The following is a 20,860-nucleotide window of genomic DNA, read 5'->3' as shown; positions in this document are numbered from 1 at the left end:
GGATTTACTTCTTCACCGGAACCGGTCCCCCGACCGGCACCGGGATCGTCGCCCGGTTGATCAGAGGGACCAGCGCGTTCATGATCAGCACCGAGAACATCACGCCCTCGGGATAGCCGCTCAACTTGCGGATCAGCATCACCAGGGCGCCGACGCCCAACCCGAAGACGAACTTCCCGCGCGGCGCGAGCGGGCTGGAGACGGGGTCCGTCGCGATGTAGAACGCGCCGAACAGCAGCGCGCCGCCGCACAGTTCGTGGAGCACGGTCCACCCGGCCACCGGGCTGAAGAGCTGGACCAGCAGGCCGATGGCCGCCGAGGAAAGAATGACGCCGGCGGGGATTTCCCACGAGGCCGTCCGCCGCAGGCACAGGTAGGCGCCGCCGAGCAGGCAGGCGAGGGCGCTGGTCTCGCCGATCGAGCCGTTGGTCGTGCCGAGGAAAAGGGGCAGCAGGCCGGTGCCCTGGCCCAGCATCTTCAACGCGGTCAGCGGCGTCGCGTGCGTCAGGCCGTCGATCGCGGCGTCCGGCGCCACGTACGCCGAGGCGCCCAGCGCGGCCGGGAAGGCGATCATCGCGAACGCGCGCCCGAGCATCGCCGGGTTGAAGATGTTCTGGCCGACGCCGCCGAAGATCACTTTGCCCAGGCCGATCGCGACGAACGAGCCTACCGCGCCCGCGTACCAGGGAGCCTTCGCCGGGAGCGAGAACGCCAGGATCGCGCCGGTGACCAGCGCCGAACCATCGCGGACCAGGATGGGCTTCTTCCGCATGGCGGTGAAGAGCGCCTCGGCGGCGACCGCGCTGACCATGCAGATGACCAACTGGAACACCGCGTAGAGCCGGAACTGCCAGAGCGCGGCGACGAGGACCGGCAGGAGCGCCAGCAGCACGTCGAACATCATGCCCCGCGTCGTCAGCGCCCCGCCGAACAGGTGCGGGGCCGGCGCGATGTGAATCGCGGGAGCGGCCACCGCGGCGGAGGGTTCGGCGGTCTGTGTCTCGCTGGCCATGATTAAATCCGAAATCCGAATATCGAAATCCGAAACAAATTCAAAACGCCGAAAAAAGCAATGGTCAAAACTCTATTTATCTTCGCTCTTGCGGAGGATCGCTCCGAAAATCCTCATCAATTCCACGGATTCATTCACAAGCGTCGGCTGTTCTTGCTCCAGAGCCGCGTCTCCGCCCGCATCCAGCAACCGCAGCCAGTATCCACTTTCTTTGGCCTCTTTCCGGCATATCCTGATCCTCATCAGGAAATCCTTCTTCCCCAGGGCCTCGTTGGCTTCGATGTAGTTCGCCCCCACCGAACCGGATGAACGCAATACCTGCTTAATATCCTCCCAGTTGACCGGGATATCCGGGAGCCTCTTCACGAATAATCTTACAGCCTTGGCAAACGCTTCGGTCCTCGCTTCCAGATCGTAAGGCTTATTACTCCCTTGAGTCATTTCCGCCTTTTGAATTTTCCGCTTTCGATATTGTTTCGAATTTCGACATTCGATATTCGAATTTATTCTTTGGGCAATTGGGCTTTCCCCATGCGCATCAATTGGACCAGCGGTATCGCCGCCGGGCAAACATAAGCGCAGCAGCCGCACTCGCAGCAGGCCATGAGGTGGTAGCGCCGGGCCATGTCCCAGTCCTGGTAGCGCGAGGCGAGGGCCAGGCGCGTGGGAACCAGGTTCAGCGGGCAGACATCCACGCAACGCCCGCAGCGGACGCACGCCGTTTCCTCGACGGCTTTCAGGTCGGCGTGGGTCAGGACCGTGATGCCGCTGGTGCCCTTGGTGACGGTGATGTTCAGGTCGTTCAGCGCGAAGCCCATCATCGGGCCGCCCGCGATGACGCGCGCCGCGTCCGGCTTGAGCCCGCCGCAGAAATCGATCAGGTCCTTGTAGCTGGCGCCGATGGGCGCCAGGACGTTCTTCGGCTGCGCGATGCCCGCGCCGGTGACGCTGACCACGCGGTGCGTCAGCGCTTTCCCGCGCAGCACGGCCGCGGCGAGCGCGGCGGAGGTCCCGACGTTCATGACCACGACGCCGACGTCCAGAGGCAGGCCGCCGGTCGGCACCTCGCGGCCCAGCGCGGCCGGGATCACCTGCCGCTCGCCGCCCATGGGGTAGCGCGTCTCCATCACGCGGACCTCGACGCCCGTGCCCTCGGCGGCCTGGCGCAGGGCCGCGATGGCGGCCGGCTTGTTGTCCTCGACGGCGATGACGATCTGCCGCGCGCCCGTCGCGCGGGCCGCCAGCAGCGCGCCGGTGACGATGGGGCGCGGGAACTCGATCATCAGGCGGTAGTCCGCGGTCAGGTAGGGCTCGCACTCGCAGCCGTTGAGCAGCAGCGTGTCCACGGGCCGCTTCTCGTTGCGCGTCAGTTTGACGTGCGTCGGGAAGGCCGCGCCGCCGAGGCCCACGAGGCCGGCCTCCCGGGCCGTCTGCGCGATCTGCTCCGGCGCCTGCGCGTCCAGGCCCGAGACCGGCCAGTCGCCGCCGAGCAGCGAGGCTTTCAATTCGTCCGCGGAAAGCTGGACTGGGCCCGTCTTGATCGGGATCGTCTTCACGTGCCTCCCGTTCGGCAACGTAGTGACCGAAGGCATGCCCACGGCGCCGGTGACGGACGCGTGGACCGGCGCGGTGATAAAGCCCTTGCCCTCGCCGATTTTCTGGCCCAGCGCGACCTCGTCCTTGACCTTCACCAGCGGCTCGCAGGGCGCGCCCGTATGCTGGAGCAGGGGGATGGCCACCTGGGCGGGATTCGGCATCACCTCGATGGCCGCTTCCGCCGCAAAGCCTTTGCGTTCAGGGGGATGGATGCCGCGGGCGAACGTTCCCGGCCCCTGCGCGCTGGAAGGGGTCGCGATCATGAACCCGCCTTGCGCGGCCGGCGAAGGAGCCGGGTGAGGAGGGCGGCCGCGACCACGCCCCCGGCGAAGCCGGCCAGCGCCGCGGTTAGCTGGCGAGCCGGATCGTTTCGAATCCAGGCGGCCCCGGCTATGGCCGTGGCCAGGGGCAGGAGAAAAACGAAGGAGGAGGCCAGCACCATGCGTCCTCCGGAGAGGGCGTCCGGCTCGTCGGCGGCCCCGGCAAAGGGGGCCGCGGCGCACTGGTCGCAGTGTCCGCCGCACGCGGCCGGGCCGGTTTTTGGGGGCTGGCTCATCGGGCCCATATGTCTAGCGTTCCGGGCGCCGGATACAAGAAAAAAACGCCGGGCCGCATCGAGCCTGTTCGTTTTTTGTAGGAAAACAGGAAGGCGGTGTTTTATCATTGCGTTGCCGTGGCGCGGCCTGTAGGAAGACTGGCTTGGCTGGCCTTGGCGGATCGGCGGTTTTGTTAAAGATGGACATGAAAAAAGTATCGGCACTCATTATCGACGACAACAGCGAGGTCCTCACGCTGTTCAAGACCCTTTTTTTCGCCGAGGGCATCGCCTGCGACACGGCGCGCAACGGCCACGAGGGCATCGAGAAGCTCGGTCAGAACCGCTACGACATCGTCTTCCTCGACCTGATCATGCCGGACATGGACGGGGCCACGGTCCTCGGCATCATCCACCGGAAGTTCCCGGGGCTTCACGTGGTCGTGATGTCCGTCCAGGATGATGAAGGCGTGATCAACGAGATCATGTCCCTGGGCGCGAAGGCCTACCTCGTGAAACCCGCGTCCAGCAGCGCCATCCTGGACTGCGTGCGCAACGTGGAGCGCCACAAGACGGCGGACGAGGTTCGAGCCGACCTGCTGAACGCCAAGGCCCAGGAATCGACGGGGAAATAGCCGTCGCGGGCATCGCCTTGCCGGACCCGGTCATGCGACCCCATCACATTCACGAGATCCTGTTCACCGCGGAAACGATCGCCCGCCGGCTGGACGCGCTCGTGGACACGCTGGCGGGCGACTGCCGGGCGGAGAACTTCGTGATGATCGGCATCCTCCGCGGCAGCTTTATGTTCCTGGCCGATCTCGTGCGGCTCCTCTACCGGCACGACATCCACCCGCGCATCGATTTCATCACGCTCGAAAGCTACGGCTCGGGCACGGAGTCCTCGGGGCGGGTCCGGGTGACCAAGGACATCACGCTCGACGTGCGCGGCGCGCACGTGCTGCTGGTGGACGACATCCTGGACACCGGGCGCACGCTTTCCTTCGCCCGGCAATGGATCGGGGAGAAGGGCGCGGCCGTCGTGCGGACGTGCACGCTGCTGGACAAGCCCTCGCGCCGGATCGTGCCCTGCGAGGCCGACCACGTGGGGTTCGTGGTGGAGAACCACTTCGTGGTCGGCTACGGGCTCGACTACGACGGGCACTACCGGGAACTGCCGTACATTGCCCGGGTGACGTTCCTCGACACGCCCGCCTGAAGCTACTCGACGAGGTCGATCAGGTCCCGCACGGAATCCTTGGGCTGGGCCGGCGCGCCGCCGGACTGGGCCGGAGGGGCCGCCTCTCCGCCGCCGTTCCCGCCGCCTTCCGGGCGTCCGCGACCGCCCCCGCCACCCCCGCCGCCGCGCGGACGGCGACGACGCCGGGAATTCATGCGGTGGTCACCGCCCCCGCCGCCGCCCTCCGGACGACCGCCGCCCCCGCCGTTATCGAACGCCCGGCGGAAGGTTCCGGGCCGGATCAGGGAGCCGCCCTGTTCGGAAACCCGCTTCTCCACCTCGGGATGGGCGGAGACCACAACCGACCGCCCGGCGCCCGCGCGCCGGAAAAGGTCGAGTATCCGGTCGGGCAGCGCGGCGCCGTTTTCCACGAAGAAGACCTGGACAGGGCCAAAGTTCTCCCCCTCGGCGACCTCGCGCAGGGGCCGGCCCTCGAAAACGGCCTGGGCCTGAATCTTCTCCCGCTCCACGAAGCGCGAGAGCTGCTGCAGGACCTGCACTTGGTCGCGCGGGCTCAACCGATCCCCGGGACGCGCCGAACCGTGCAGCGACCCGGCATCCAGGATATAGACCCGTCCCGCGCCGCTTTTCGCTCCGAACAAACGCTTCAAACCATCCAACAAACTCATACGGACTCCTGTTCGCCCGGCCCCGCCGTGAATCCGGCGGGCAACACATGGCGGACGGACGGTAGCACGGCCGCCCAAAACGTTTCAAGAGGGGAGTTTCCGGGCGGGCGGGTTGACGCGCCGCAGGCCGCCGGGTACCCTCCACCGCCTGAACCTGAAATGTCCGAGGCCAAGACATATCCCATCCGCTGTCCCCGCTGCCGGCACGAGCAGGCGGCGGCGCTCTACGAGTCCGTCAACGTCAAGACCGACCCGGACCTGCGGCAAAAGCTGATGGCCAACGCCATCAACGTGGTGCGCTGCGGCGAATGCGGGCTTTCCTTCCGCGTGGACAAGCCCCTGCTGTACCACGACCCGGCGCGCCGCATCATGATCTACCTCATCCCGCTGGCCGACGAAGACCTGTCCGCCGGCGAGCGGCAGTTCGCCGAGCTGCTGGTCCGGCTAGAGGGCCTTCTCCCCGCCGACATCCGGCCCCCGGGCATCGGCCTGGTGTTCAACCGCGTCGAGCTGGTGGAGCGCATTTTCCTGCTGGAGGCCGGCCTCAACGAACGGATCATCGAGTACCTGAAACACCTCCTTTACACGCGCAACGCCGAGCGCCTGGATCCCGCAAAAAAGGCCCTGCTCTTCAGCGCCGAGGATTCCAACGAGGAAACCCTCTGCTTCGTGGTGCAGGACGTGGCCACGCGCAAGCTGGAGGCCATGCTGAAGTACGACCGGAGCGTGTATGCCACGATGGCGGAGATGTTCGACCACGACGAGCAGACCCCGCGCCTGCTGGAGCTGTTCCCGGGGCCGCGCATCAGCGCGCGGGCGCTGCTGCTCAAGGAGCTGGGGCGGGAGCCGGCGTCTCCGGAATCGTGACGGCCGGCGCGGGCGTCGCGCCTTCAGGCGCAGCGGGGATGGTCACCGCCGTGGACAGGTCGGGAATCGTCACGGCCGGCGCCGCCGCCGGGGCCGCGGCCGGGCCCGCCCGGATCTGCCGATTGACCTGCTCCAGGGCGTTCTCCGCCATCGGGAGCCAGCCGCTCTCGGGATGGGCCGCAATGAAATCCTCGTACGCGGCCCGGGCGTCCTCCAGGCGGTTCCCCTGGGCCAGCGCGCGGGCCTTGCCGAGCTTCGCCAGCGGCGCCAGGTAGTCGTCCGGGTGGGCCGCCACAAAAGCGTCGTACGCCTGTTCCGCCTGCTCCAGGCTGCCCATCGCCTCCAGGCATTGGGCCCGGCCCAGTTCGGCCGCCGTCTTCATCGGATGCTTGGGAAATTTCTGCTCGAATTGCGCGTAGCTGTACTGGGCCAGTTCAATCTGCCCCCCGTCGAACTGGCGCGCGGCCAGCGTCAGCATCGCCAGCGGCGCGGACGGCGTCGAGGGATACTGGCTGACCACCTGCTGAAGCTGCTCGACCGAGCCTGCGCGGGCCAGCAGTTGCGCCGCCTTGAGCACGTTGTTCTGGCGGTAGGCGCGGTACGCCCCGAACCCCAGGAGGAAGGCCGCCGCGAGCGCCAGGCCGATCAGGGCCGGCTGCCCGTACTCTTTCCACAGCGAACGAAGCCGGTCGGCTTCCGTTTGAGGGGCGGGCGCTTCCGCGCCGGGTTCCACTGCTGCTTTTTCTTCCGCCATGGCCGTGTCCTCTCCGTTGGAAAACCCCGCGTGTTTACCCTCTGCCCCGCCAAAACGCAACAGCAGATTACGGGGCCGGATCGGGCTTCTCTTCGCAAAGCGCCAGGATCCGCGAGGCCGCCTCGTCGGGCGTGAGGCCGGTCGTATCCACCTGGAGGGCGATCGCCTCGTACAGGGGACGCCGTTTTTCGAGCAATTCCTTCACGCGCCGCTCCTTGTCCGCGCCTTCGAGAAGCGGTCGGTTCCGGTGGTGCCCCACCCGCTTCAGGATCGCTTCCGGAGCGGCGGATAAGCAGACCACGAACCCGGTCCGCTCGAAATCGCGCACGTTTTCGGGATGGAGCACCACGCCGCCGCCGGCGGCGATCACCAGGTCCTGCCGGGCGGCCAATTCACCAACCAGCGCACGCTCCCATTCGCGGAAACGGGCCTCCCCGTCCCGGGCGAAGATCTCGGGGACCGTCCGCCCCGCCCGTTCCTCGATCACGGCGTCCATGTCCACGAACCGGCGCCCGAGACGCGCCGCCAGTCGGCGACCCGTCACGGACTTGCCGGTGCCCATGAACCCGACGAGGACCAGGTTGGCGTGTTTCATCTCGCGTCCGGGTAAAGGCCGAAGAAACCCCGGGAGCTTCCGGGGTTTCGTCGACGGAACAACAGCGGCACGAAAAGGTCGCCCTTACGGGGCGGGAACGGCGGCGCTCACCAGGGTGACATCGCGAGCCCGGGCACCCTTGGCGTCCTGGAAGATCTCGAACTGAACCTTGTCCCCTTCGTTCAATGTCTTGAACCCCTCCGACATGATGGCGGAGTAGTGGACAAACACGTCCTGGTTCGTTCCATCCGGAATGATGAACCCGTACCCTTTTTTCTCGTTGAACCACTTCACAATACCGGTAGCCATAGCGATTACTTCCTCCACGTTGCTGAAGCGCGCATTGTGCCGTCCCTTTTTTGGAACACAAGAGAAATGTTTGATCGGTTGCCGAAGTGACGATCCACCCGGTCGCCGATGGAGGCGGGGCGCCCTCGCCCCGCGAAAACGACCGGCGCCGTCACATCGGCGGCCGCAGCCACGCGAGGTACGCCGCCCACCAGCGGAAGCCCCAGAGGATCCACACCCCGGCGGCCACCGCGAGGTACGGCCCGTACGGCACGCGGCTCTGCCACTCCTTGTGCCCGCCGACGATCATGCCCACGCCCACGAGCGAGCCGACCAGCGACGAGGCCATGATGATGAACACCACCGCCTGCCAGCCCAGCAGCGCGCCCAGCCCGCCGAGCAGCTTGACGTCGCCCAGCCCCATGGCGTCCTTCTTGAACGCCAGCTTGCCCAGCACGCCCACGAGCCACAACACCCCGGCGCCCGCCGCAAGCCCGATCAGCGCCATCCGGAACCCGGCCAGCGCGCCGGTCACGCCGTGCAGCGAGGGCACGAGCGGACTCAATATCAGTCCCGCCGCGATCCCGCCCAGGGATACGCGGTCCGGGATGATCAGGTGCTCCAGGTCCACGAACGTCCCGAGGACCAGGCCCGCCATGATCAACAGGTATACCGGCGTGCGCGGATCCACGCCGTATTCCCGCCACACCCATAGAAAGAGAACCGCCGTCAATAATTCCACGAGAAAATAGCGGATCGATATCTTTTCCCCGCACTGCCGGCAGCGCGCGCGCAGGACCAGCCAGCTGACGAGCGGGATGTTGTCGTACCACGCGATCATCTTTCCGCAGCGCGGGCAGTGCGAGCGTGGCGCGATCACGGATTCCTCCCGCGGGATGCGGTAGATGCCGACGTTCAGGAAGCTGCCGACGCACGCGCCGAAGGCAAACACGAGGAACGTCAGGTACCCATAAAGGAGCGGCGGGAGGTCGCTCATGCGCCGTACACCTTCTGCTCGAGCGCCCGCCGCATGACGTCCACCGGCGCGGCGCGGCCGGTCCAGATCTCGAACGCCTTCGCGCCCTGGTGCAGCAGCATGCCCAGCCCGTTCGCCGCCTTCGCCCCGCCCTTGCTGGCCTCGCGCATGAAGGGCGTCTCCGGCGCACCGTAGACGAGGTCGAACGCCCACTGCCCGGGGCGGAACGCCTTCGCGCCGAGCGGCGAGGCGTCGCCCGCCTTCAGCCCCGCGGGCGTCGCCTGCACGACGAGGTCCGCCGCGCGCGCGGCCTCCGGGATCGCGCCCGCCGACTCGATCACGCATGCCTCGGACACCAGGAATTGCGTTTCCAGTTCCATGGCCAGTTTCCGGACGCGCGCCGCGTCAAGGTCGGCCAGCGCGAACTTCGTGACCCCGGCGCCGGCCGAGGCGAGCGCGACGGCCCGGCCCGCGCCGCCGCAGCCGAGGAGGAACATCGAGCGGCCCGCGACGGGCGCGCCGAAGGATTCCTCGACGGCGCGCAGGAACCCCGCGCCGTCGGTGTTATGCCCGACCGGGCCGGCCGGCGTGAACTGGACGGTGTTCACCGCGCCCATCAGGCGGGCGGACTCGTCGAGGTTCGGCAGCGCGCGGCCGGCGACTTCCTTCAGCGGCACGGTGACGTTCAGCCCGCCGAAGCCCAGGTCCGAGAGCGCGGCCAGCGCGCCGGGCAGCTTGTCCGGCGTCACGTCGAGGGCGACGTAGACCGCGTCGAGCCCCAGCGCGGCGAACGCGGCGTTGTGCATCGCCGGGGACAGCGTATGCGCGACCGGGTGGCCGAGAACCGCGTAGAGCTTCGTGTGGCCGGTGATGTCCATGGGGAGGTTTCGGTGTTCGGTGTTCAGTGTTCGGGTTTTCCAATCATTGGAAACTTAGGGCCCCTGTTTTTCCAATGATTGGAAAATCTCGCCGCCATTTTTCCAATGTTTGGAAAAAATGGACAGCACTTTTTCCAATGATTGGAAAAGTCCGCCTGCGATGGAGCGCGCGGGCCACCTATCCTTCGGCTCCGGCCAGCGCTTCCTTCGTCTCGCGCTTGAGGCGCTTGAGCTGGCCGGAGAGGGCGATCTTCTTCAGGGCGGACATGCGGTCGACGAAGAGGACTCCGGCGAGGTGGTCCATCTCATGCTGGACGGCGCGCGCGACGAATTTGCGGAAGGTCTGTGCCCGGGACTTGCCCTGGAGGTCAAGGTATTCGACGGTGACTTCGACGGGCCGCTCGATGGGCGCGTAGATACCGGGGAAGCTCAAGCAGCCCTCCTCGGCGGTCTCGGTTTCGCGCGAGGCGGCGACGATCTTCGGGTTGATGAGCGCGAGGGGCATGGTGGCGCCGGGGTTGTAGAACATCCCTTTGTCGTCGCGGTCCAGTTCCGGGGGCACCTCGATGACGCAGACGGCGACGTCCGCGCCGACCTGCTCGGCGGCGAGGCCGACGCCGCGCTCCCCGCGCATGGTCTCAATCATGTCGCGGACCAGGGCGCGGACGGACTCGTCCACTATTTCCACCGGCCGCGCCTTCTTGCGCAGCACGGCGTCGCCGTAGGTATGGATCGGTTTCTTCACGCGCGTTCCTGCCTCACCATACGCATTCCCGGGCGGATTTCAACGGCTTAAGCTTGCCGACCCGGGGGGAGTGTCCTACATTGACGGCACGATGAACGAGGCGCTCGTCGTCATTCCGACGTACAACGAGAAGGAGAACATCCGCGAGATCGCGGCGGCCGTGGGCCGGGCCTGTCCCTCGGCGGACCTGCTGTTCGTGGACGACAACTCGCCGGACGGCACGGGCCGCATGGCCGACGAAATGGCGGCGGGCGATCCGCGGATTCATGTCCTGCACCGGGAGCGCAAGCAGGGGCTGGGCCGGGCGTACCTGGCGGGGTTCCGGTGGGGCCTGGAGCGGCACTACCAGTTCCTGTTCGAGATGGACGCCGATTTTTCCCATAACCCGAACGACCTGCCGCGCCTGCTGGAGGCCGCCGGGGGGGCGGACCTCGTGCTGGGGTCGCGCTTCGTCGGGGGCATCCGGGTGATCAACTGGCCGTTGAGCCGGCTGATGTTGAGCAAAAGCGCGGCGCTGTACGTCCGGATCATCACGGGGATGCCGTTCATGGATCCGACGGGCGGGTTCAAGTGCTACCGGCGGGCCGTGCTGGAGACCATCCCGCTGGACGACATCAAGTCCAACGGCTACTCGTTCCAGATCGAGATGACGCACCAGGCCTGGCGGCGGGGATTCAAGATCGTGGAGACCCCGATCGTGTTCGAGGAGCGCCGGTCGGGGCAATCGAAGATGAGCGGCGGGATCGTGGGGGAGGCCCTCTGGCTCGTGTGGAAAATATTTCTTCGCAACGGGTTGAAGCGACGGCCGGGGCCGGTTCATCCGCGCAGCGTCGCGGCCGGGGCGGCCTCATGAGCGCGAAGCTCATGTGGAGCGCAGTCCGCGCGATGCGGCCGAAGCAGTGGACGAAGAACGCGGTTGTCCTGGCGGCCTTCGTCTTCGCGCTGGGGGACCGGCAACAGGGGGTCGGGGCCGCCGCGATCTGGTTGGCCATCGAGGCGGCGCTGCTGTTCTGCCTGGCGTCCAGCGCGGTGTACCTGCTGAACGACATCAAGGACCTGCCGCAGGACCGGGTGCATCCGAAGAAGCGGCTCCGGCCGATCGCGGCGGGCGAGCTGCCGGTGCCCGCGGCGCTAGGGTTGGCCGTCCTGCTGCTGGCGGCGGCGCTGGCGGGCGCCTGGATGGTCTCGCGGGACCTGCTGACGGTCATCGGCGGCTACGTGGTCTTGCAGATCGTGTACACGCTGGCGCTGAAGAGGATCGCGCTGGTGGACATCTTCGTGATCGCGGCGGGGTTCGTGCTGCGGGCGCTGGCGGGGGCGGTGGCGGTGCGGGCGACGATCTCGCCCTGGCTGCTGCTGTGCACGCTGCTGCTGGCGCTGTTCCTCGCGCTGTGCAAGCGGCGGCACGAGAAGGTCGTGCTGAACGACGTGGCGGGCGCGACGCGCGAGAGCATGGGCCAGTACGACGAGCGGCTGCTGGACCAGCTGATCGCCATCGTCAGCGCCGCGACGCTGGTCTGCTACGCGCTGTACACGTTATGGCCGGACACGGTGCTGAAATTCGGCACGGCGAAGCTGGGCCTGACGATCCCGTTCGTGATCTTCGGCCTGTTCCGCTACCTGGACATCGTCTACCGCCACGAGAAGGGCGACCGGCCGGAGCAGATCCTGCTGACGGACGTTCCCCTGCTGGTGGACCTGGCCTTATACGGCCTGACGGTTCTCGGGATTCTGCTTTATGGGCGGCCTTGAGGCGCCGCTGGGCCGGGCTTCCCTCCCCTGTGCATTCCTCCGATGAGGGTCAGGGCCTATGCCTCGCAGTTTATAAACAGCGAGGCCTTTCGGGTTCTCACGCGCGGATTTCCCAATGAAATCGATGTTCCTCGCCCTCAAAACACAAGGCTCACACTTTATAAACTGCGAGGCATACGGGCGGCGGAAGCGATCGGGAGACCGGCCGCGGACCCCGAAAGCCCGGCGCACCGGTCCGGCCGCCGACCGTTCCCCTCGGGACTGAAAAGGGGGCCTCATCATCATGCAGGGATGCGCCGGGGAATCGAGGATTCCGTTTGACGGGCGGCACGGGTGCCGCTAGCGTGTGCTGCCGTCATGCCGGAAAGCAAGCCAGTCACGCTCGTCACGGGGGGCGCCGGGTTCCTCGGCTCCCACCTCTGCGACCGGCTGCTCGGCCAGGGGCACCGCGTGATCGCGATGGATAACCTGATCACCGGCAACCTGGCCAACATCGCGCACCTCGAGGGGCGTGAGGATTTCCAGTTCATCCGGCACAACGTCACCGAATACATCGACGTGCCGGGGCCGGTGAACTTTATCTTCCACTTCGCCTCGCCCGCCAGCCCCATCGATTACCTGGAATTGCCGATCCAGACGCTGAAGGTCGGCGCCCTGGGCACGCACAAGACACTGGGCCTGGCGCGGGCCAAGGGCTCAAGGTTCCTCCTGGCCTCCACCTCGGAGGTCTACGGCGATCCGCTGGTCCATCCGCAGCCCGAGACCTACTGGGGCAACGTCAACCCGATCGGCCCCCGCGGCGTGTACGACGAGGCCAAGCGGTTCGCCGAGGCCATGACCATGGCCTACCACCGCTTCCACGGCGTGGACACGCGGATCGTCCGCATCTTCAACACCTACGGCCCCCGCATGCGGCCGCGCGACGGGCGCGTCGTGCCGGCGTTCATCACCGAGGCCCTCAAGGGCGAACCGATCACGGTCTTCGGCAGCGGCCGGCAGACGCGCAGCTTCTGCTATGTCTCGGACCTGATCGACGGGATCTGCAAGCTGGCGATGAGCGATTGCCACGAGCCCGTCAATATCGGCAACCCGAGCGAGATGACCGTGCTGGACTTCGCCGAAAAGATCCGCGCCCTGTGCGGCGCGGACTCTCCGATCGTCTTCAAGCCGCTGCCGGAGGACGATCCCAAGATTCGCCAGCCGGACATCCGCAAGGCGCGCGCCGTGCTGGGCTGGGAACCGAAGACGAACCTGGACCAGGGTCTCGCCCTGACCATCGAGTATTTCCGCGACCTGCTCGCCAAGGGCCTGATTTAGCGGCTTGCCTCCCGGCGGCCGTTTGGCCTAGGATACGCCCCAGTCAACGGGACGAAGACCATGCGCCTGCGCTACGCCAAGAAGGACGGGACCCAGATGGAGTTCGAGCTGGGCGACCGGCCCATCACCATCGGGCGCAGCCCGGAGGCCGACGTGGTCGTGCTGGACGAAAAGGTTTCCCGGGTCCACTGCGGCATCCGACTGTGGGACGGCGAGTTCTTCATCAAGGATCTCAAGTCCCGGAACGGCACGTCGGTGAATGGCCAGCGCGTGGAAATGGTGAAGCTCAATCCCGGCGACCGCATACGCGTGGGCTCCACGGCGTTCCTCTTCGAGCAGGAGCCCGGCCCGCAGACGGACGACGCCTTGAAGGAAATGCAACAGGCGATGGCGGACGGCAAGGGGTACAGCACCATCCTGCACGAGATCGTGGAAGACATCGCGACCCCCGCCGCCCCGGCCCCGGATGGCGCGCCGGCGCCGGTCACCCCGGCCGCCCAGCCGGCGGTTCCCGCGCCACCGGCCGAAAAGACCGCGGCGCCCAAGACCGTGGTCAAGAAGCCGGCGGCGCCCAAGACCGGCACGCCCTTCAAGGTCGTCATCCGCAAGCCCGCGCCATAGCATCCGGCCTTCCGCCGTCGGCCGGCTTTTCGAAAGTGTTGTGCAAACATAGACCGGAGGAGAGACCATGTCCGACAAGTTCCAACCCCTCACGACGGAGCAACTGGCCCGCTGGATCCTGGACGAGCTGGAGGGCTCGAATTCCATCTTCGGCATCCCGCGCGCGCTGTTCTTCCAGCCGCGGCCGGACGATCCCTTCCGCGCCTCGGTCTACGGCAAGACCCTCGAGACGCCCTTCGGCGTCGCCGCCGGCCCGCACTCGCAGATGGCCCAGAACATCATCATCGCCTGGCTCTGCGGCGCGCGGTTCATCGAGCTCAAGACCGTCCAGACGCTCGACGAGCTCGATATTTCCAAGCCGTGCATCGATATGCAGGACGAGGGCTACAACTGCGAGTGGTCGCAGGAGTTGAAGGTCCACGAGTCGTTCGAGGAGTACCTGCGGGCCTGGATACTGATCCACCTGCTCCACCACAAGCTGGGCCTGCCCGGGAAGGAGCCCGGCATCGTCTTCAACATGAGCGTCGGCTACAACCTCGAGGGGCTGCAGAAGCCCAACATGCAGTGGTACCTCGAGAAGATGCACGACGCGGGCGAGGACCTGGCCCGCGACCTCGACATCGTCGCGCGCCGCGACCCGGCCGTCCGCTCGCTCCACATCCCCGCGCGGATGTCGGACAACGTCACCCTGTCCACGATGCACGGCTGCCCGCCGGGCGAGATCGAGCAGATCTCGAAATATCTCCTCGAAACCTGGGGCCTGCACACGAGCGTCAAGTGCAACCCGACGCTGATCGGCCCGGCCGACCTGCGCCGCATCCTGAACCAGGACCTCGGCTTCCGCGACGTCACCGTGCCGGACATCGCCTTCGAGCACGACCTGAAGTACGCCGACGCCGTGCCCATGCTGCGCCGCCTCGGCGAGACCGCCCGCGCGCGGAACCTCCAGTTCGGCGTGAAGCTCTCCAACACGCTCGAGGTCGAAAACTGGCGCCCGGTCTTCCCCGCGAAGGAGAAGATGATGTACATGTCCGGCCGCGCCCTGCACGCGGTCACGACCAACCTCGCGGCCAAGCTGGGCCGGGAGTTCGGGGGCAAGCTGATGATGTCCTTCTCCGCCGGCGCGGACGCGTTCAACGTCGCCGACCTGCTCGCGGCGGGCATGCGGACGATCACCGTCTGCTCCGACATTCTCAAGTCCGGCGGCTACCTGCGCATCGTCCAGTACCTGGACCACGTCCGGGACGCGGTCCGGGACGCGGGCGCGAAGGATATCGCCGGCCTCATCGCGAAGAAGTCCGGCGGGGCCGCCGGCGAGGCCGGCGCGCTGGCCAACCTCGAGCGCTACGCGGCGGCCGTCCTCAAGGACCCGCGCTACCGCAAGGACCGGTTCGACACCTCGCGCACGAAGACCGTCCGCGAACTGGACCTGTTCGACTGCATCGAGGCCCCGTGCACGGACGAGTGCCCGATCAACCAGAAAGTCCCGCAGTACATGACCCTCGTGCGCGAGGGGCGGGTGGACGAGGCGGTCGAGATCACGCGGCTGGACAACCCCCTGCCGTCCGTCCTCGGCCGCGCGTGCAACCACCTCTGCGAGAACACCTGCATCCGCACGCACTACGACGACCCGCTGGCCATCCGCGAGATGAAGCGGTTCATCATGGACCACGAGGTGAAACCGCACTACCGGCCGCAGGCGCCCGCGCGCGACATCCGGGTCGCCGTGGTCGGCGGCGGGCCGATGGGCCTGTCGACCGCCTACTTCCTCGGCCAGGCCGGCTACCGGGTCACGGTCTTCGAGGCCCGGCCGTACGTCGGCGGCATGGTCTCCGGCACGATCCCCGCGTACCGCGCGACGGACAAGGTGATCGAGCAGGACCTGAACGTCATCCGCAAGCTCGGCGTCGAGTTCCGGTTCGGCCAGGAGGCCGGCCGCGACTTCACGCTGGCCGACCTGCGGAAGCAGGGATACCGCTACATCGCGCTCGGCGTGGGCGCCCAGAAGGGCAAGACCCTGGGCGTCGAGGGCGAAACCAGCGCCGGCGTGCTGGACGCGCTGCAGTTCCTGCGCGACGCGCGCGAGGGGCACCCGCCGCCGCTCGGGAAGCGCATCGGCGTCATCGGCGGCGGCGACGTGGCCATGGACTGCGCGCGCAGCGCGTGGCGGCTGACCGGGGCCAAGGTCACCATCGTCTACCGGCGCACCATCGCCGAGATGCCCGCCGCCCCCGAGGAAATCGCCGGCGTGATCGAGGAGGGCATCGAGATCATGGAGCTGGTCAAGCCCCTCCGCGTCATCGCGAAGGACGGGAAAATGACCGCCCTCGAGGTCCGGCGGATGAAGCTGGGCGACAAGGACGAGTCCGGCCGGCGCCGCCCGGTGGACATCCCCGGCTCCGACTTCCAGCTCCCGCTCGACAACCTGATCGTCGCGATCAGCCAGGAGCCCGCGCTGAAGTTCCTCGAAGGCGAGCCGGTCGAGCGCAACAAGTCCGGCTATCTCAAGGTGGACCGCGTCACCATGGAGACGTCCGTGCCCGGCCTGTACGCCGGCGGGGACGTCGTGGGCGACGGCCCGGAATCCATCGTCATGGCCATGGGCGACGGCCGCAAGATCGCCGAGGCCATCCGGCGCAAGGAAGAGACCATCGAGGAGCGCCGCGCCGCGTGGCCGGCGGTGAACGAGACCGACCTCATCCGGCGCAAGGCGCGCCGCGAGTACCGAGTGCACCTGCCGCACCGCGACCCGTCGGACCGGTTCAACTTCGAGGAAGTCCAGCTTACGCTCTCCGAGGAGGAGGCGAAGCGCGAGGCCTCGCGCTGCCTGGACTGCCATACCTACTGCAGTATCTGCGTCAGCGTGTGCCCGAACCGCGCGATCCTGACGTACAAGGTCAAGGCGTTCGAGCGGCGCCTGGCCGACCTCACGGCGCGCGGCGGCCAGGGCGTCGCCTCGCCCGGCACGACGGTCCGCGTGGACCAGCCGTTCCAGGTCGCCGTCCTGACGGACTTCTGCAACGAGTGCGGCAACTGCGAGACCTTCTGCCCGACCGCGGGCGCGCCGTACAAGCAGAAGCCCCGCCTGTACCTGCGCCGCAAGGAGTTCGACGCGGAGCAGGACAACGCGTTCATGATCTTCCGCTCCAACGGGCACATGGGCATACGCGGCCGCAAGGCCGGCCAGACCCACGAACTCGTGACCGCCGGCGAAGAACTCCGCTACACCACGCCGGGCTGGCGCGTGAAGCTGGGGTCCGACTTCTCGGTGCGCGAGGCCTCGGCCGCTGGCGCGGCCGACGGCGACGTCCTGGGCCTCGACTTCTGCGCGAAGATGGCGGTCCTGCTCGACGGCCTGACCACGTCACAGCCCGCGCTGCCCGTGGCGAACTGACCAGCTTCAGATCTCTGCTTCCCAATGTAGATACTGTGTTTTTTGCAGTTAATGATTTGACATCATATTTAATGATGCTATGATGTCTTTATGAGGACGACCCTGAACATAGAGGACGACGTGCTGGATCGCGCCAGGGCGGTCGCGGACAGGCTGAAAACTCCTTTTAAGAGAGTGGTCAACGAGGCCCTGCGCGCCGGGTTGCGCACGGTCGAGGAGCCGGCGCGGGTCCGGCCGTACGAAACCCATCCCTGCAAAATGGGTCTGAAGGCCGGGAGGAACCTGGACAATATCCAGGAGCTGCTCGCGCTGGTCGAGGGCGAGGCGCACCGATGATCCTCGTGGATGCCAACCTCCTTTTGTACGCCGAAGACGAATTGAGCCCGCATCACGTCGCCGCCCGCGCCTGGTGGGACGCGCAGTTGTCCGGCCCCGCCCCCGTGTGTTTCTGCTGGGAAGTGCTCAATGCCTTCCTGCGTATCGGCACCAATCCCCGGGTCTTTGAACATCCGCTTTCGCTGGACCAGGCGCTGGCCCGCGTCCAAAGCTGGATCGATCAACCGTGCGCGCGGATCGTCCACGCCACGGAGCGGCACTGGACGGTGTTCCAGGCGATGCTGACCGGCGGCCAGGCCACGGCCAATCTTGTGATGGACGCGCACCTCGCGGCGCTGGCCGTGGAGCATGACTGCGACCTGGTCTCCACCGATTCGGATTTTTCGCGCTTCCCCGGCCTGCGCTGGCGCAACCCCCTGGCCTGAAACTTCAATGCCGGCTTGATGATTATGAGGGTGGCTGTCATCCCGAACGAAGTGAGGGATCTCCGACTTGTTGGGCCGCGCAGAGATCCCTCGCTGCGCTCGGGATGACATGCTCCCCTTTCTATGTCCGGCAAGCACCGCACGGGCCTTGCGCAGTCATCAAAGTTTCATCCCTTGAGCGTTCCGGCCACCGCCGGAGGCTTTGCTGGCCTGAAGATAGGGGCGCGTCCTTGACCAAATCCGGGTGAAGGCGGGTGGATTTTTGGGCTCGCAGGAGTTCGCCCCTCCATGATTCCTGCAACTGGAGGGCGGAGCTCTGCGACGCCGTTCGTACCGCCTCTCACCCGTACATGGTATCACTCCTGCCCGAACAGCGACATCTGGTTCGGGTCGCGGAGGCGCTTGCGGCTGCCGCCGTGCCGGGCGAGCTTGGGCTGGCCGCCCTCGCCGAATTCGCCCTCTTCGAGGTTGGCCAGGATTTCCCGCGCGCGATCGACGACGGCCGCGGGCAGGCCGGCGAGCCGGCCCACCGCGATCCCGTAACTCTTGTCCGCGGCGCCGGGCACGATCCGGCGCAAGAACGCGATCTTTTCCCCGCGCTCGCGCACGAGGACGTTGTAGTTCTTCACGCCCGGCATGGTCAGCGCGAGGTCGGTCAGCTCGTGGTAGTGCGTGGCGAAGAGCGTCTTGGCCTTCACGGGCGCGTGGTTGTGGAGATGCTCCGCGACGGCCCACGCGATGCTGATGCCGTCGAACGTGCTCGTGCCCCGCCCGATCTCGTCGAGTACGATCAGGCTGCGCGGCGTGGCGTTGTTCAGGATGTTCGCCGTCTCCTGCATCTCGACCATGAACGTGCTGCGGCCGCGCGCGAGGTCGTCGCTGGCGCCGACCCGGGTGAACACGCGGTCCACCACGCCGAGCTCCGCCGACGAGGCCGGGACAAACGACCCGACCTGCGCCATGATGACGATCAGCGCGACCTGCCGGATGTAGGTCGACTTGCCCGCCATGTTCGGGCCGGTGATGATGATGAGCTGGTTGCTCGTCCCGTCCATCTCGGTGTCGTTCGGCACGAACCGCTCGGACTCGGGCATCTGCTCGATCACCGGGTGGCGCCCCTCGCGGATCTTCAGCGCGTCGCCGCCGTTCATCGCCGGGCGGACATAGCCCAGGGCCAGCGCGCGCTCGGCGAGCGAGGACAGGACGTCCGCCGCGGCCAGCGCCTCGGCGGACTGCTGGACCGCCGCGGTCTCCTTGACCACGGCCGCGCGCAGCTCGGCGAACAACTCCAGCTCGAGCGCCAGGGCGCGCTCCTGCGCGCCGAGGATCTTGTTCTCGTACTCCTTGAGCTGCGGCGTGATGAACCGCTCCGCGTTGACGATGGTCTGCTTGCGGATATAGTCCGCCGGCACGGCGTCGAGGTTGCTCTTGGTGATCTCGATGTAGTAGCCGAACACCTTGTTGTGGCGCACCTTGAGCGACTTGATGCCCGTGCGCTGCTGCTCGGCGGCCTGGAAGTCGGCGAGCCACTGGCGGCCCTCGGTGGCGGCGGCGCGCAGTTCGTCGAGCTCCGGGTGATAGCCCTTCCGGAAAAGGCCGCCGTCCTTGATCACGGCGGGCGGCTCGTCGACGATCGCGCGGGCGATCAAGGCCACGAGGTCGGGCAGGGGGCGGATGTTCTTCGCGAGGTCGGGCAGCGGCCCGGCGGGCGCGCCGGCGAGCACGTCGCGCAGGCCGGGCAGCTCGGCGAGGGATCCGCCGAGCGCGACCATGTCGCGGGCGTTCCCCGCGCCGGCGCCGAGCCGGGCGATCAGCCGCTCCAGGTCGCGGACGCGGCCCAGCCGCTCGCGCAGGTCGGCCAGGCGCGGCCGGTCGCGGAACAGGGCCTCCACGGCGTCGTGCCGCTCGACGATCCGGCCGAGGTCCGTCAGCGGGCGCAGCACCCACTCACGGAGCATTCGCGCGCCCATCGGGGTGCGCGTGGAATCCAGGACGCGCAGCAGGGTGGTCGCGACGCCGGCGCGGGCCGGGCCGCGGGAGGCGACGAGGTCGAGGTTGGCCGCCGTGGATTCGTCGAGGACCATGAACTCCGCCGGGTTGCGCAGGCGCAGTTGCCGGATATGGCCGACCTGGCGGCGCAGTTCGTGGACGACGTAGTGCAGGACCGCCCCGGCCGCGCCGACGGCCGTGGGCCGGTCATCGCAGCCGAACCCGGCGAGCGAGTGGACCTCGAAATGGCGGGTCAGCAGCTCCGTGGCGGAGGCGGGCTCGAAGGTCCAGTCCTCGTACGGCGTCACGAGGGTCTGTCCGCAGGCCTCGAGGACGGCGCGGACGCGGGGGTCGTCCTTCGCCGCTTCCGGGACGATGCACTCCGAGGGCGCGGCCTGGGCGAGCGGGTCGCGCAGGGCGGCGGGGTCGGCGTGCTCCTCGATGGTAAACGAGCCCGTGGAGAGGTCGAGCAGGGCGACGCCGACGCGATCGCCGGCCAGGCCGACGCCGGCGAGGTAATTGTGCCGGGCGGACTCGAGGACGTTTTCCTCGAGGACGGTGCCCGGCGTGACGATGCGGGTGACCTCGCGCTGGACGATGCCGCGGGCGGCGGCGGGATCCTCGACCTGGTCGCAGATGGCGACCTTGCGGCCGGCGCGGATGAGCTTGGCGAGGTAGAGGTCCGCGGCATGGTAGGGCACGCCGCACATAGGGACGCCCTGGCGCTTGGTCAGGGCGATATCGAGGAGGACGGAGGCGTCCTTCGCGTCCTCGAAGAACATCTCGTAGAAATCTCCGAGCCGGAAGAACAGGATCGCGTCCGGCGGCAGGTCCCGCCGGATCCGCCGGTACTGGCTCATCATCGGGGTGGCGGCATCGGTCATGGTCGCGCTTTCCGCCCCCGGGCGGCG

Annotated in this window: 22 protein-coding genes; 10 read left to right on the top strand and 12 right to left on the bottom strand. The window is 67.5% G+C overall.

Translation table 11 applies throughout. The features are described from left to right. Nucleotides 1–4: 4 nt before the first annotated feature. From KA248_08870 to KA248_08855, 4 genes are all read right to left on the bottom strand, one after another. Nucleotides 5–1,012 carry an RnfABCDGE type electron transport complex subunit D gene (locus KA248_08870; GenBank protein MBP7830014.1) on the bottom strand — a complete coding sequence of 336 codons (1,008 nt, stop codon included), beginning with the start codon at nucleotides 1,010–1,012 and terminating at the stop codon, nucleotides 5–7. Nucleotides 1,013–1,084: 72 nt separating this feature from the next. After that, nucleotides 1,085–1,453 carry a four helix bundle protein gene (locus KA248_08865; protein MBP7830013.1) on the bottom strand — a complete coding sequence of 123 codons (369 nt, stop codon included), beginning with the start codon at nucleotides 1,451–1,453 and terminating at the stop codon, nucleotides 1,085–1,087. 62 nt (nucleotides 1,454–1,515) lie between these two features. Then, entirely contained in the window at nucleotides 1,516–2,871 is a 1,356-nt protein-coding gene (gene rsxC / locus KA248_08860) for an electron transport complex subunit RsxC (protein MBP7830012.1), read from the bottom strand. After that, nucleotides 2,868–3,164: a hypothetical protein gene (locus KA248_08855; GenBank protein MBP7830011.1), complete on the bottom strand. Its 297-nt coding sequence runs from the start codon at nucleotides 3,162–3,164 to the stop codon at nucleotides 2,868–2,870. The genes rsxC and KA248_08855 overlap by 4 nt, the downstream gene beginning before the upstream one ends. Before the next feature lie 185 nt (nucleotides 3,165–3,349). Between KA248_08855 and KA248_08850 the strand changes: the two genes are divergently transcribed. Both KA248_08850 and hpt read left to right on the top strand, forming a co-directional pair. Continuing rightward, on the top strand, nucleotides 3,350–3,778 hold the full coding sequence (locus KA248_08850; protein MBP7830010.1) for a response regulator: 429 nt from the start codon (nucleotides 3,350–3,352) through the stop codon (nucleotides 3,776–3,778). A gap of 32 nt (nucleotides 3,779–3,810) precedes the next feature. Next, nucleotides 3,811–4,362 carry a hypoxanthine phosphoribosyltransferase gene (hpt, locus tag KA248_08845; GenBank protein MBP7830009.1) on the top strand — a complete coding sequence of 184 codons (552 nt, stop codon included), beginning with the start codon at nucleotides 3,811–3,813 and terminating at the stop codon, nucleotides 4,360–4,362. Nucleotides 4,363–4,364: 2 nt separating this feature from the next. On the opposite strand, the gene KA248_08840 is transcribed toward hpt, so the two are convergent. Next, nucleotides 4,365–5,012 (bottom strand): hypothetical protein, encoded by a 648-nt coding sequence (locus KA248_08840; protein MBP7830008.1) that lies wholly within the window; start codon nucleotides 5,010–5,012, stop codon nucleotides 4,365–4,367. A gap of 159 nt (nucleotides 5,013–5,171) precedes the next feature. Here KA248_08840 and KA248_08835 point away from each other — a divergent pair, with 159 nt between their 5' ends. Continuing rightward, a complete protein-coding gene (locus tag KA248_08835; GenBank protein ID MBP7830007.1) occupies nucleotides 5,172–5,879 on the top strand; it encodes a CpXC domain-containing protein in 708 nt (235 codons plus the stop codon). On the opposite strand, the gene KA248_08830 is transcribed toward KA248_08835, so the two are convergent. From KA248_08830 to def, 6 genes are all read right to left on the bottom strand, one after another. Then, complete coding sequence (locus KA248_08830) at nucleotides 5,839–6,633, bottom strand: tetratricopeptide repeat protein (GenBank protein ID MBP7830006.1); 795 nt, start codon at nucleotides 6,631–6,633, stop codon at nucleotides 5,839–5,841. The genes KA248_08835 and KA248_08830 overlap by 41 nt on opposite strands. Nucleotides 6,634–6,700: 67 nt before the next feature. After that, nucleotides 6,701–7,228, bottom strand: coding sequence for a shikimate kinase (locus KA248_08825; protein ID MBP7830005.1), 528 nt, complete (start codon nucleotides 7,226–7,228; stop codon nucleotides 6,701–6,703). A gap of 84 nt (nucleotides 7,229–7,312) precedes the next feature. Then, complete coding sequence (locus KA248_08820) at nucleotides 7,313–7,537, bottom strand: cold-shock protein (protein ID MBP7830004.1); 225 nt, start codon at nucleotides 7,535–7,537, stop codon at nucleotides 7,313–7,315. Nucleotides 7,538–7,688: 151 nt separating this feature from the next. Next, entirely contained in the window at nucleotides 7,689–8,513 is an 825-nt protein-coding gene (locus KA248_08815; protein ID MBP7830003.1) for a prepilin peptidase, read from the bottom strand. Then, complete coding sequence (gene aroE / locus KA248_08810) at nucleotides 8,510–9,370, bottom strand: shikimate dehydrogenase (GenBank protein ID MBP7830002.1); 861 nt, start codon at nucleotides 9,368–9,370, stop codon at nucleotides 8,510–8,512. Before aroE ends, KA248_08815 begins: the two co-directional genes overlap by 4 nt. Nucleotides 9,371–9,548: 178 nt before the next feature. Continuing rightward, complete coding sequence (gene def / locus KA248_08805) at nucleotides 9,549–10,115, bottom strand: peptide deformylase (GenBank protein MBP7830001.1); 567 nt, start codon at nucleotides 10,113–10,115, stop codon at nucleotides 9,549–9,551. Nucleotides 10,116–10,206: 91 nt separating this feature from the next. Between def and KA248_08800 the strand changes: the two genes are divergently transcribed. The 7 genes from KA248_08800 to KA248_08770 all read left to right on the top strand — a co-directional run bounded on the left by KA248_08800 (nucleotide 10,207) and on the right by KA248_08770 (nucleotide 17,960). Continuing rightward, nucleotides 10,207–10,968 (top strand): polyprenol monophosphomannose synthase, encoded by a 762-nt coding sequence (locus KA248_08800; GenBank protein ID MBP7830000.1) that lies wholly within the window; start codon nucleotides 10,207–10,209, stop codon nucleotides 10,966–10,968. Beyond that, the gene (locus tag KA248_08795; GenBank protein ID MBP7829999.1) at nucleotides 10,965–11,867 is read left to right on the top strand and encodes a decaprenyl-phosphate phosphoribosyltransferase; all 903 of its coding nucleotides are present in this window, start codon (nucleotides 10,965–10,967) and stop codon (nucleotides 11,865–11,867) included. Before KA248_08800 ends, KA248_08795 begins: the two co-directional genes overlap by 4 nt. Before the next feature lie 357 nt (nucleotides 11,868–12,224). After that, a complete protein-coding gene (locus tag KA248_08790) occupies nucleotides 12,225–13,184 on the top strand; it encodes an SDR family oxidoreductase (GenBank protein ID MBP7829998.1) in 960 nt (319 codons plus the stop codon). Nucleotides 13,185–13,244: 60 nt separating this feature from the next. Then, nucleotides 13,245–13,805 carry an FHA domain-containing protein gene (locus KA248_08785; GenBank protein ID MBP7829997.1) on the top strand — a complete coding sequence of 187 codons (561 nt, stop codon included), beginning with the start codon at nucleotides 13,245–13,247 and terminating at the stop codon, nucleotides 13,803–13,805. Nucleotides 13,806–13,872: 67 nt separating this feature from the next. After that, nucleotides 13,873–17,199 carry a putative selenate reductase subunit YgfK gene (gene ygfK, locus KA248_08780; GenBank protein MBP7829996.1) on the top strand — a complete coding sequence of 1,109 codons (3,327 nt, stop codon included), beginning with the start codon at nucleotides 13,873–13,875 and terminating at the stop codon, nucleotides 17,197–17,199. A gap of 90 nt (nucleotides 17,200–17,289) precedes the next feature. Next, entirely contained in the window at nucleotides 17,290–17,535 is a 246-nt protein-coding gene (locus KA248_08775; protein ID MBP7829995.1) for a type II toxin-antitoxin system VapB family antitoxin, read from the top strand. Beyond that, nucleotides 17,532–17,960, top strand: a complete 429-nt coding sequence (locus KA248_08770) for a type II toxin-antitoxin system VapC family toxin (GenBank protein ID MBP7829994.1) — start codon at nucleotides 17,532–17,534, stop codon at nucleotides 17,958–17,960. The genes KA248_08775 and KA248_08770 overlap by 4 nt, the downstream gene beginning before the upstream one ends. Nucleotides 17,961–18,316: 356 nt before the next feature. Here the strand turns inward: KA248_08770 and mutS are convergent, their stop codons facing one another. Beyond that, nucleotides 18,317–20,833 (bottom strand): DNA mismatch repair protein MutS, encoded by a 2,517-nt coding sequence (mutS, locus tag KA248_08765; GenBank protein MBP7829993.1) that lies wholly within the window; start codon nucleotides 20,831–20,833, stop codon nucleotides 18,317–18,319. Nucleotides 20,834–20,860 lie beyond the last annotated feature (27 nt).

It is taken from the genome of Kiritimatiellia bacterium (assembly GCA_018001225.1).
Lineage (GTDB): Bacteria > Verrucomicrobiota > Kiritimatiellia > CAIQIC01 > JAGNIJ01 > JAGNIJ01.
Note: the sequence above shows the minus strand (reverse complement) of the source record. Positions and strands in the feature narration are given on the sequence as shown.

What these genes read in the sequence shown, in the direction of transcription:
- KA248_08870 (MBP7830014.1), bottom strand. Translation starts at nt 1,012, where the DNA reads ATGGCCAGCGAGACACAGACCGCCGAACCCTCCGCCGCGGTGGCCGCT.
- KA248_08865 (MBP7830013.1), bottom strand. Translation starts at nt 1,453, where the DNA reads ATGACTCAAGGGAGTAATAAGCCTTACGATCTGGAAGCGAGGACCGAA.
- rsxC (MBP7830012.1), bottom strand. Translation starts at nt 2,871, where the DNA reads ATGATCGCGACCCCTTCCAGCGCGCAGGGGCCGGGAACGTTCGCCCGC.
- KA248_08855 (MBP7830011.1), bottom strand. Translation starts at nt 3,164, where the DNA reads ATGAGCCAGCCCCCAAAAACCGGCCCGGCCGCGTGCGGCGGACACTGC.
- KA248_08850 (MBP7830010.1), top strand. Translation starts at nt 3,350, where the DNA reads ATGAAAAAAGTATCGGCACTCATTATCGACGACAACAGCGAGGTCCTC.
- hpt (MBP7830009.1), top strand. Translation starts at nt 3,811, where the DNA reads ATGCGACCCCATCACATTCACGAGATCCTGTTCACCGCGGAAACGATC.
- KA248_08840 (MBP7830008.1), bottom strand. Translation starts at nt 5,012, where the DNA reads ATGAGTTTGTTGGATGGTTTGAAGCGTTTGTTCGGAGCGAAAAGCGGC.
- KA248_08835 (MBP7830007.1), top strand. Translation starts at nt 5,172, where the DNA reads ATGTCCGAGGCCAAGACATATCCCATCCGCTGTCCCCGCTGCCGGCAC.
- KA248_08830 (MBP7830006.1), bottom strand. Translation starts at nt 6,633, where the DNA reads ATGGCGGAAGAAAAAGCAGCAGTGGAACCCGGCGCGGAAGCGCCCGCC.
- KA248_08825 (MBP7830005.1), bottom strand. Translation starts at nt 7,228, where the DNA reads ATGAAACACGCCAACCTGGTCCTCGTCGGGTTCATGGGCACCGGCAAG.
- KA248_08820 (MBP7830004.1), bottom strand. Translation starts at nt 7,537, where the DNA reads ATGGCTACCGGTATTGTGAAGTGGTTCAACGAGAAAAAAGGGTACGGG.
- KA248_08815 (MBP7830003.1), bottom strand. Translation starts at nt 8,513, where the DNA reads ATGAGCGACCTCCCGCCGCTCCTTTATGGGTACCTGACGTTCCTCGTG.
- aroE (MBP7830002.1), bottom strand. Translation starts at nt 9,370, where the DNA reads ATGGACATCACCGGCCACACGAAGCTCTACGCGGTTCTCGGCCACCCG.
- KA248_08800 (MBP7830000.1), top strand. Translation starts at nt 10,207, where the DNA reads ATGAACGAGGCGCTCGTCGTCATTCCGACGTACAACGAGAAGGAGAAC.
- KA248_08795 (MBP7829999.1), top strand. Translation starts at nt 10,965, where the DNA reads ATGAGCGCGAAGCTCATGTGGAGCGCAGTCCGCGCGATGCGGCCGAAG.
- KA248_08790 (MBP7829998.1), top strand. Translation starts at nt 12,225, where the DNA reads ATGCCGGAAAGCAAGCCAGTCACGCTCGTCACGGGGGGCGCCGGGTTC.
- KA248_08785 (MBP7829997.1), top strand. Translation starts at nt 13,245, where the DNA reads ATGCGCCTGCGCTACGCCAAGAAGGACGGGACCCAGATGGAGTTCGAG.
- ygfK (MBP7829996.1), top strand. Translation starts at nt 13,873, where the DNA reads ATGTCCGACAAGTTCCAACCCCTCACGACGGAGCAACTGGCCCGCTGG.
- KA248_08775 (MBP7829995.1), top strand. Translation starts at nt 17,290, where the DNA reads ATGAGGACGACCCTGAACATAGAGGACGACGTGCTGGATCGCGCCAGG.
- KA248_08770 (MBP7829994.1), top strand. Translation starts at nt 17,532, where the DNA reads ATGATCCTCGTGGATGCCAACCTCCTTTTGTACGCCGAAGACGAATTG.
- mutS (MBP7829993.1), bottom strand. Translation starts at nt 20,833, where the DNA reads ATGACCGATGCCGCCACCCCGATGATGAGCCAGTACCGGCGGATCCGG.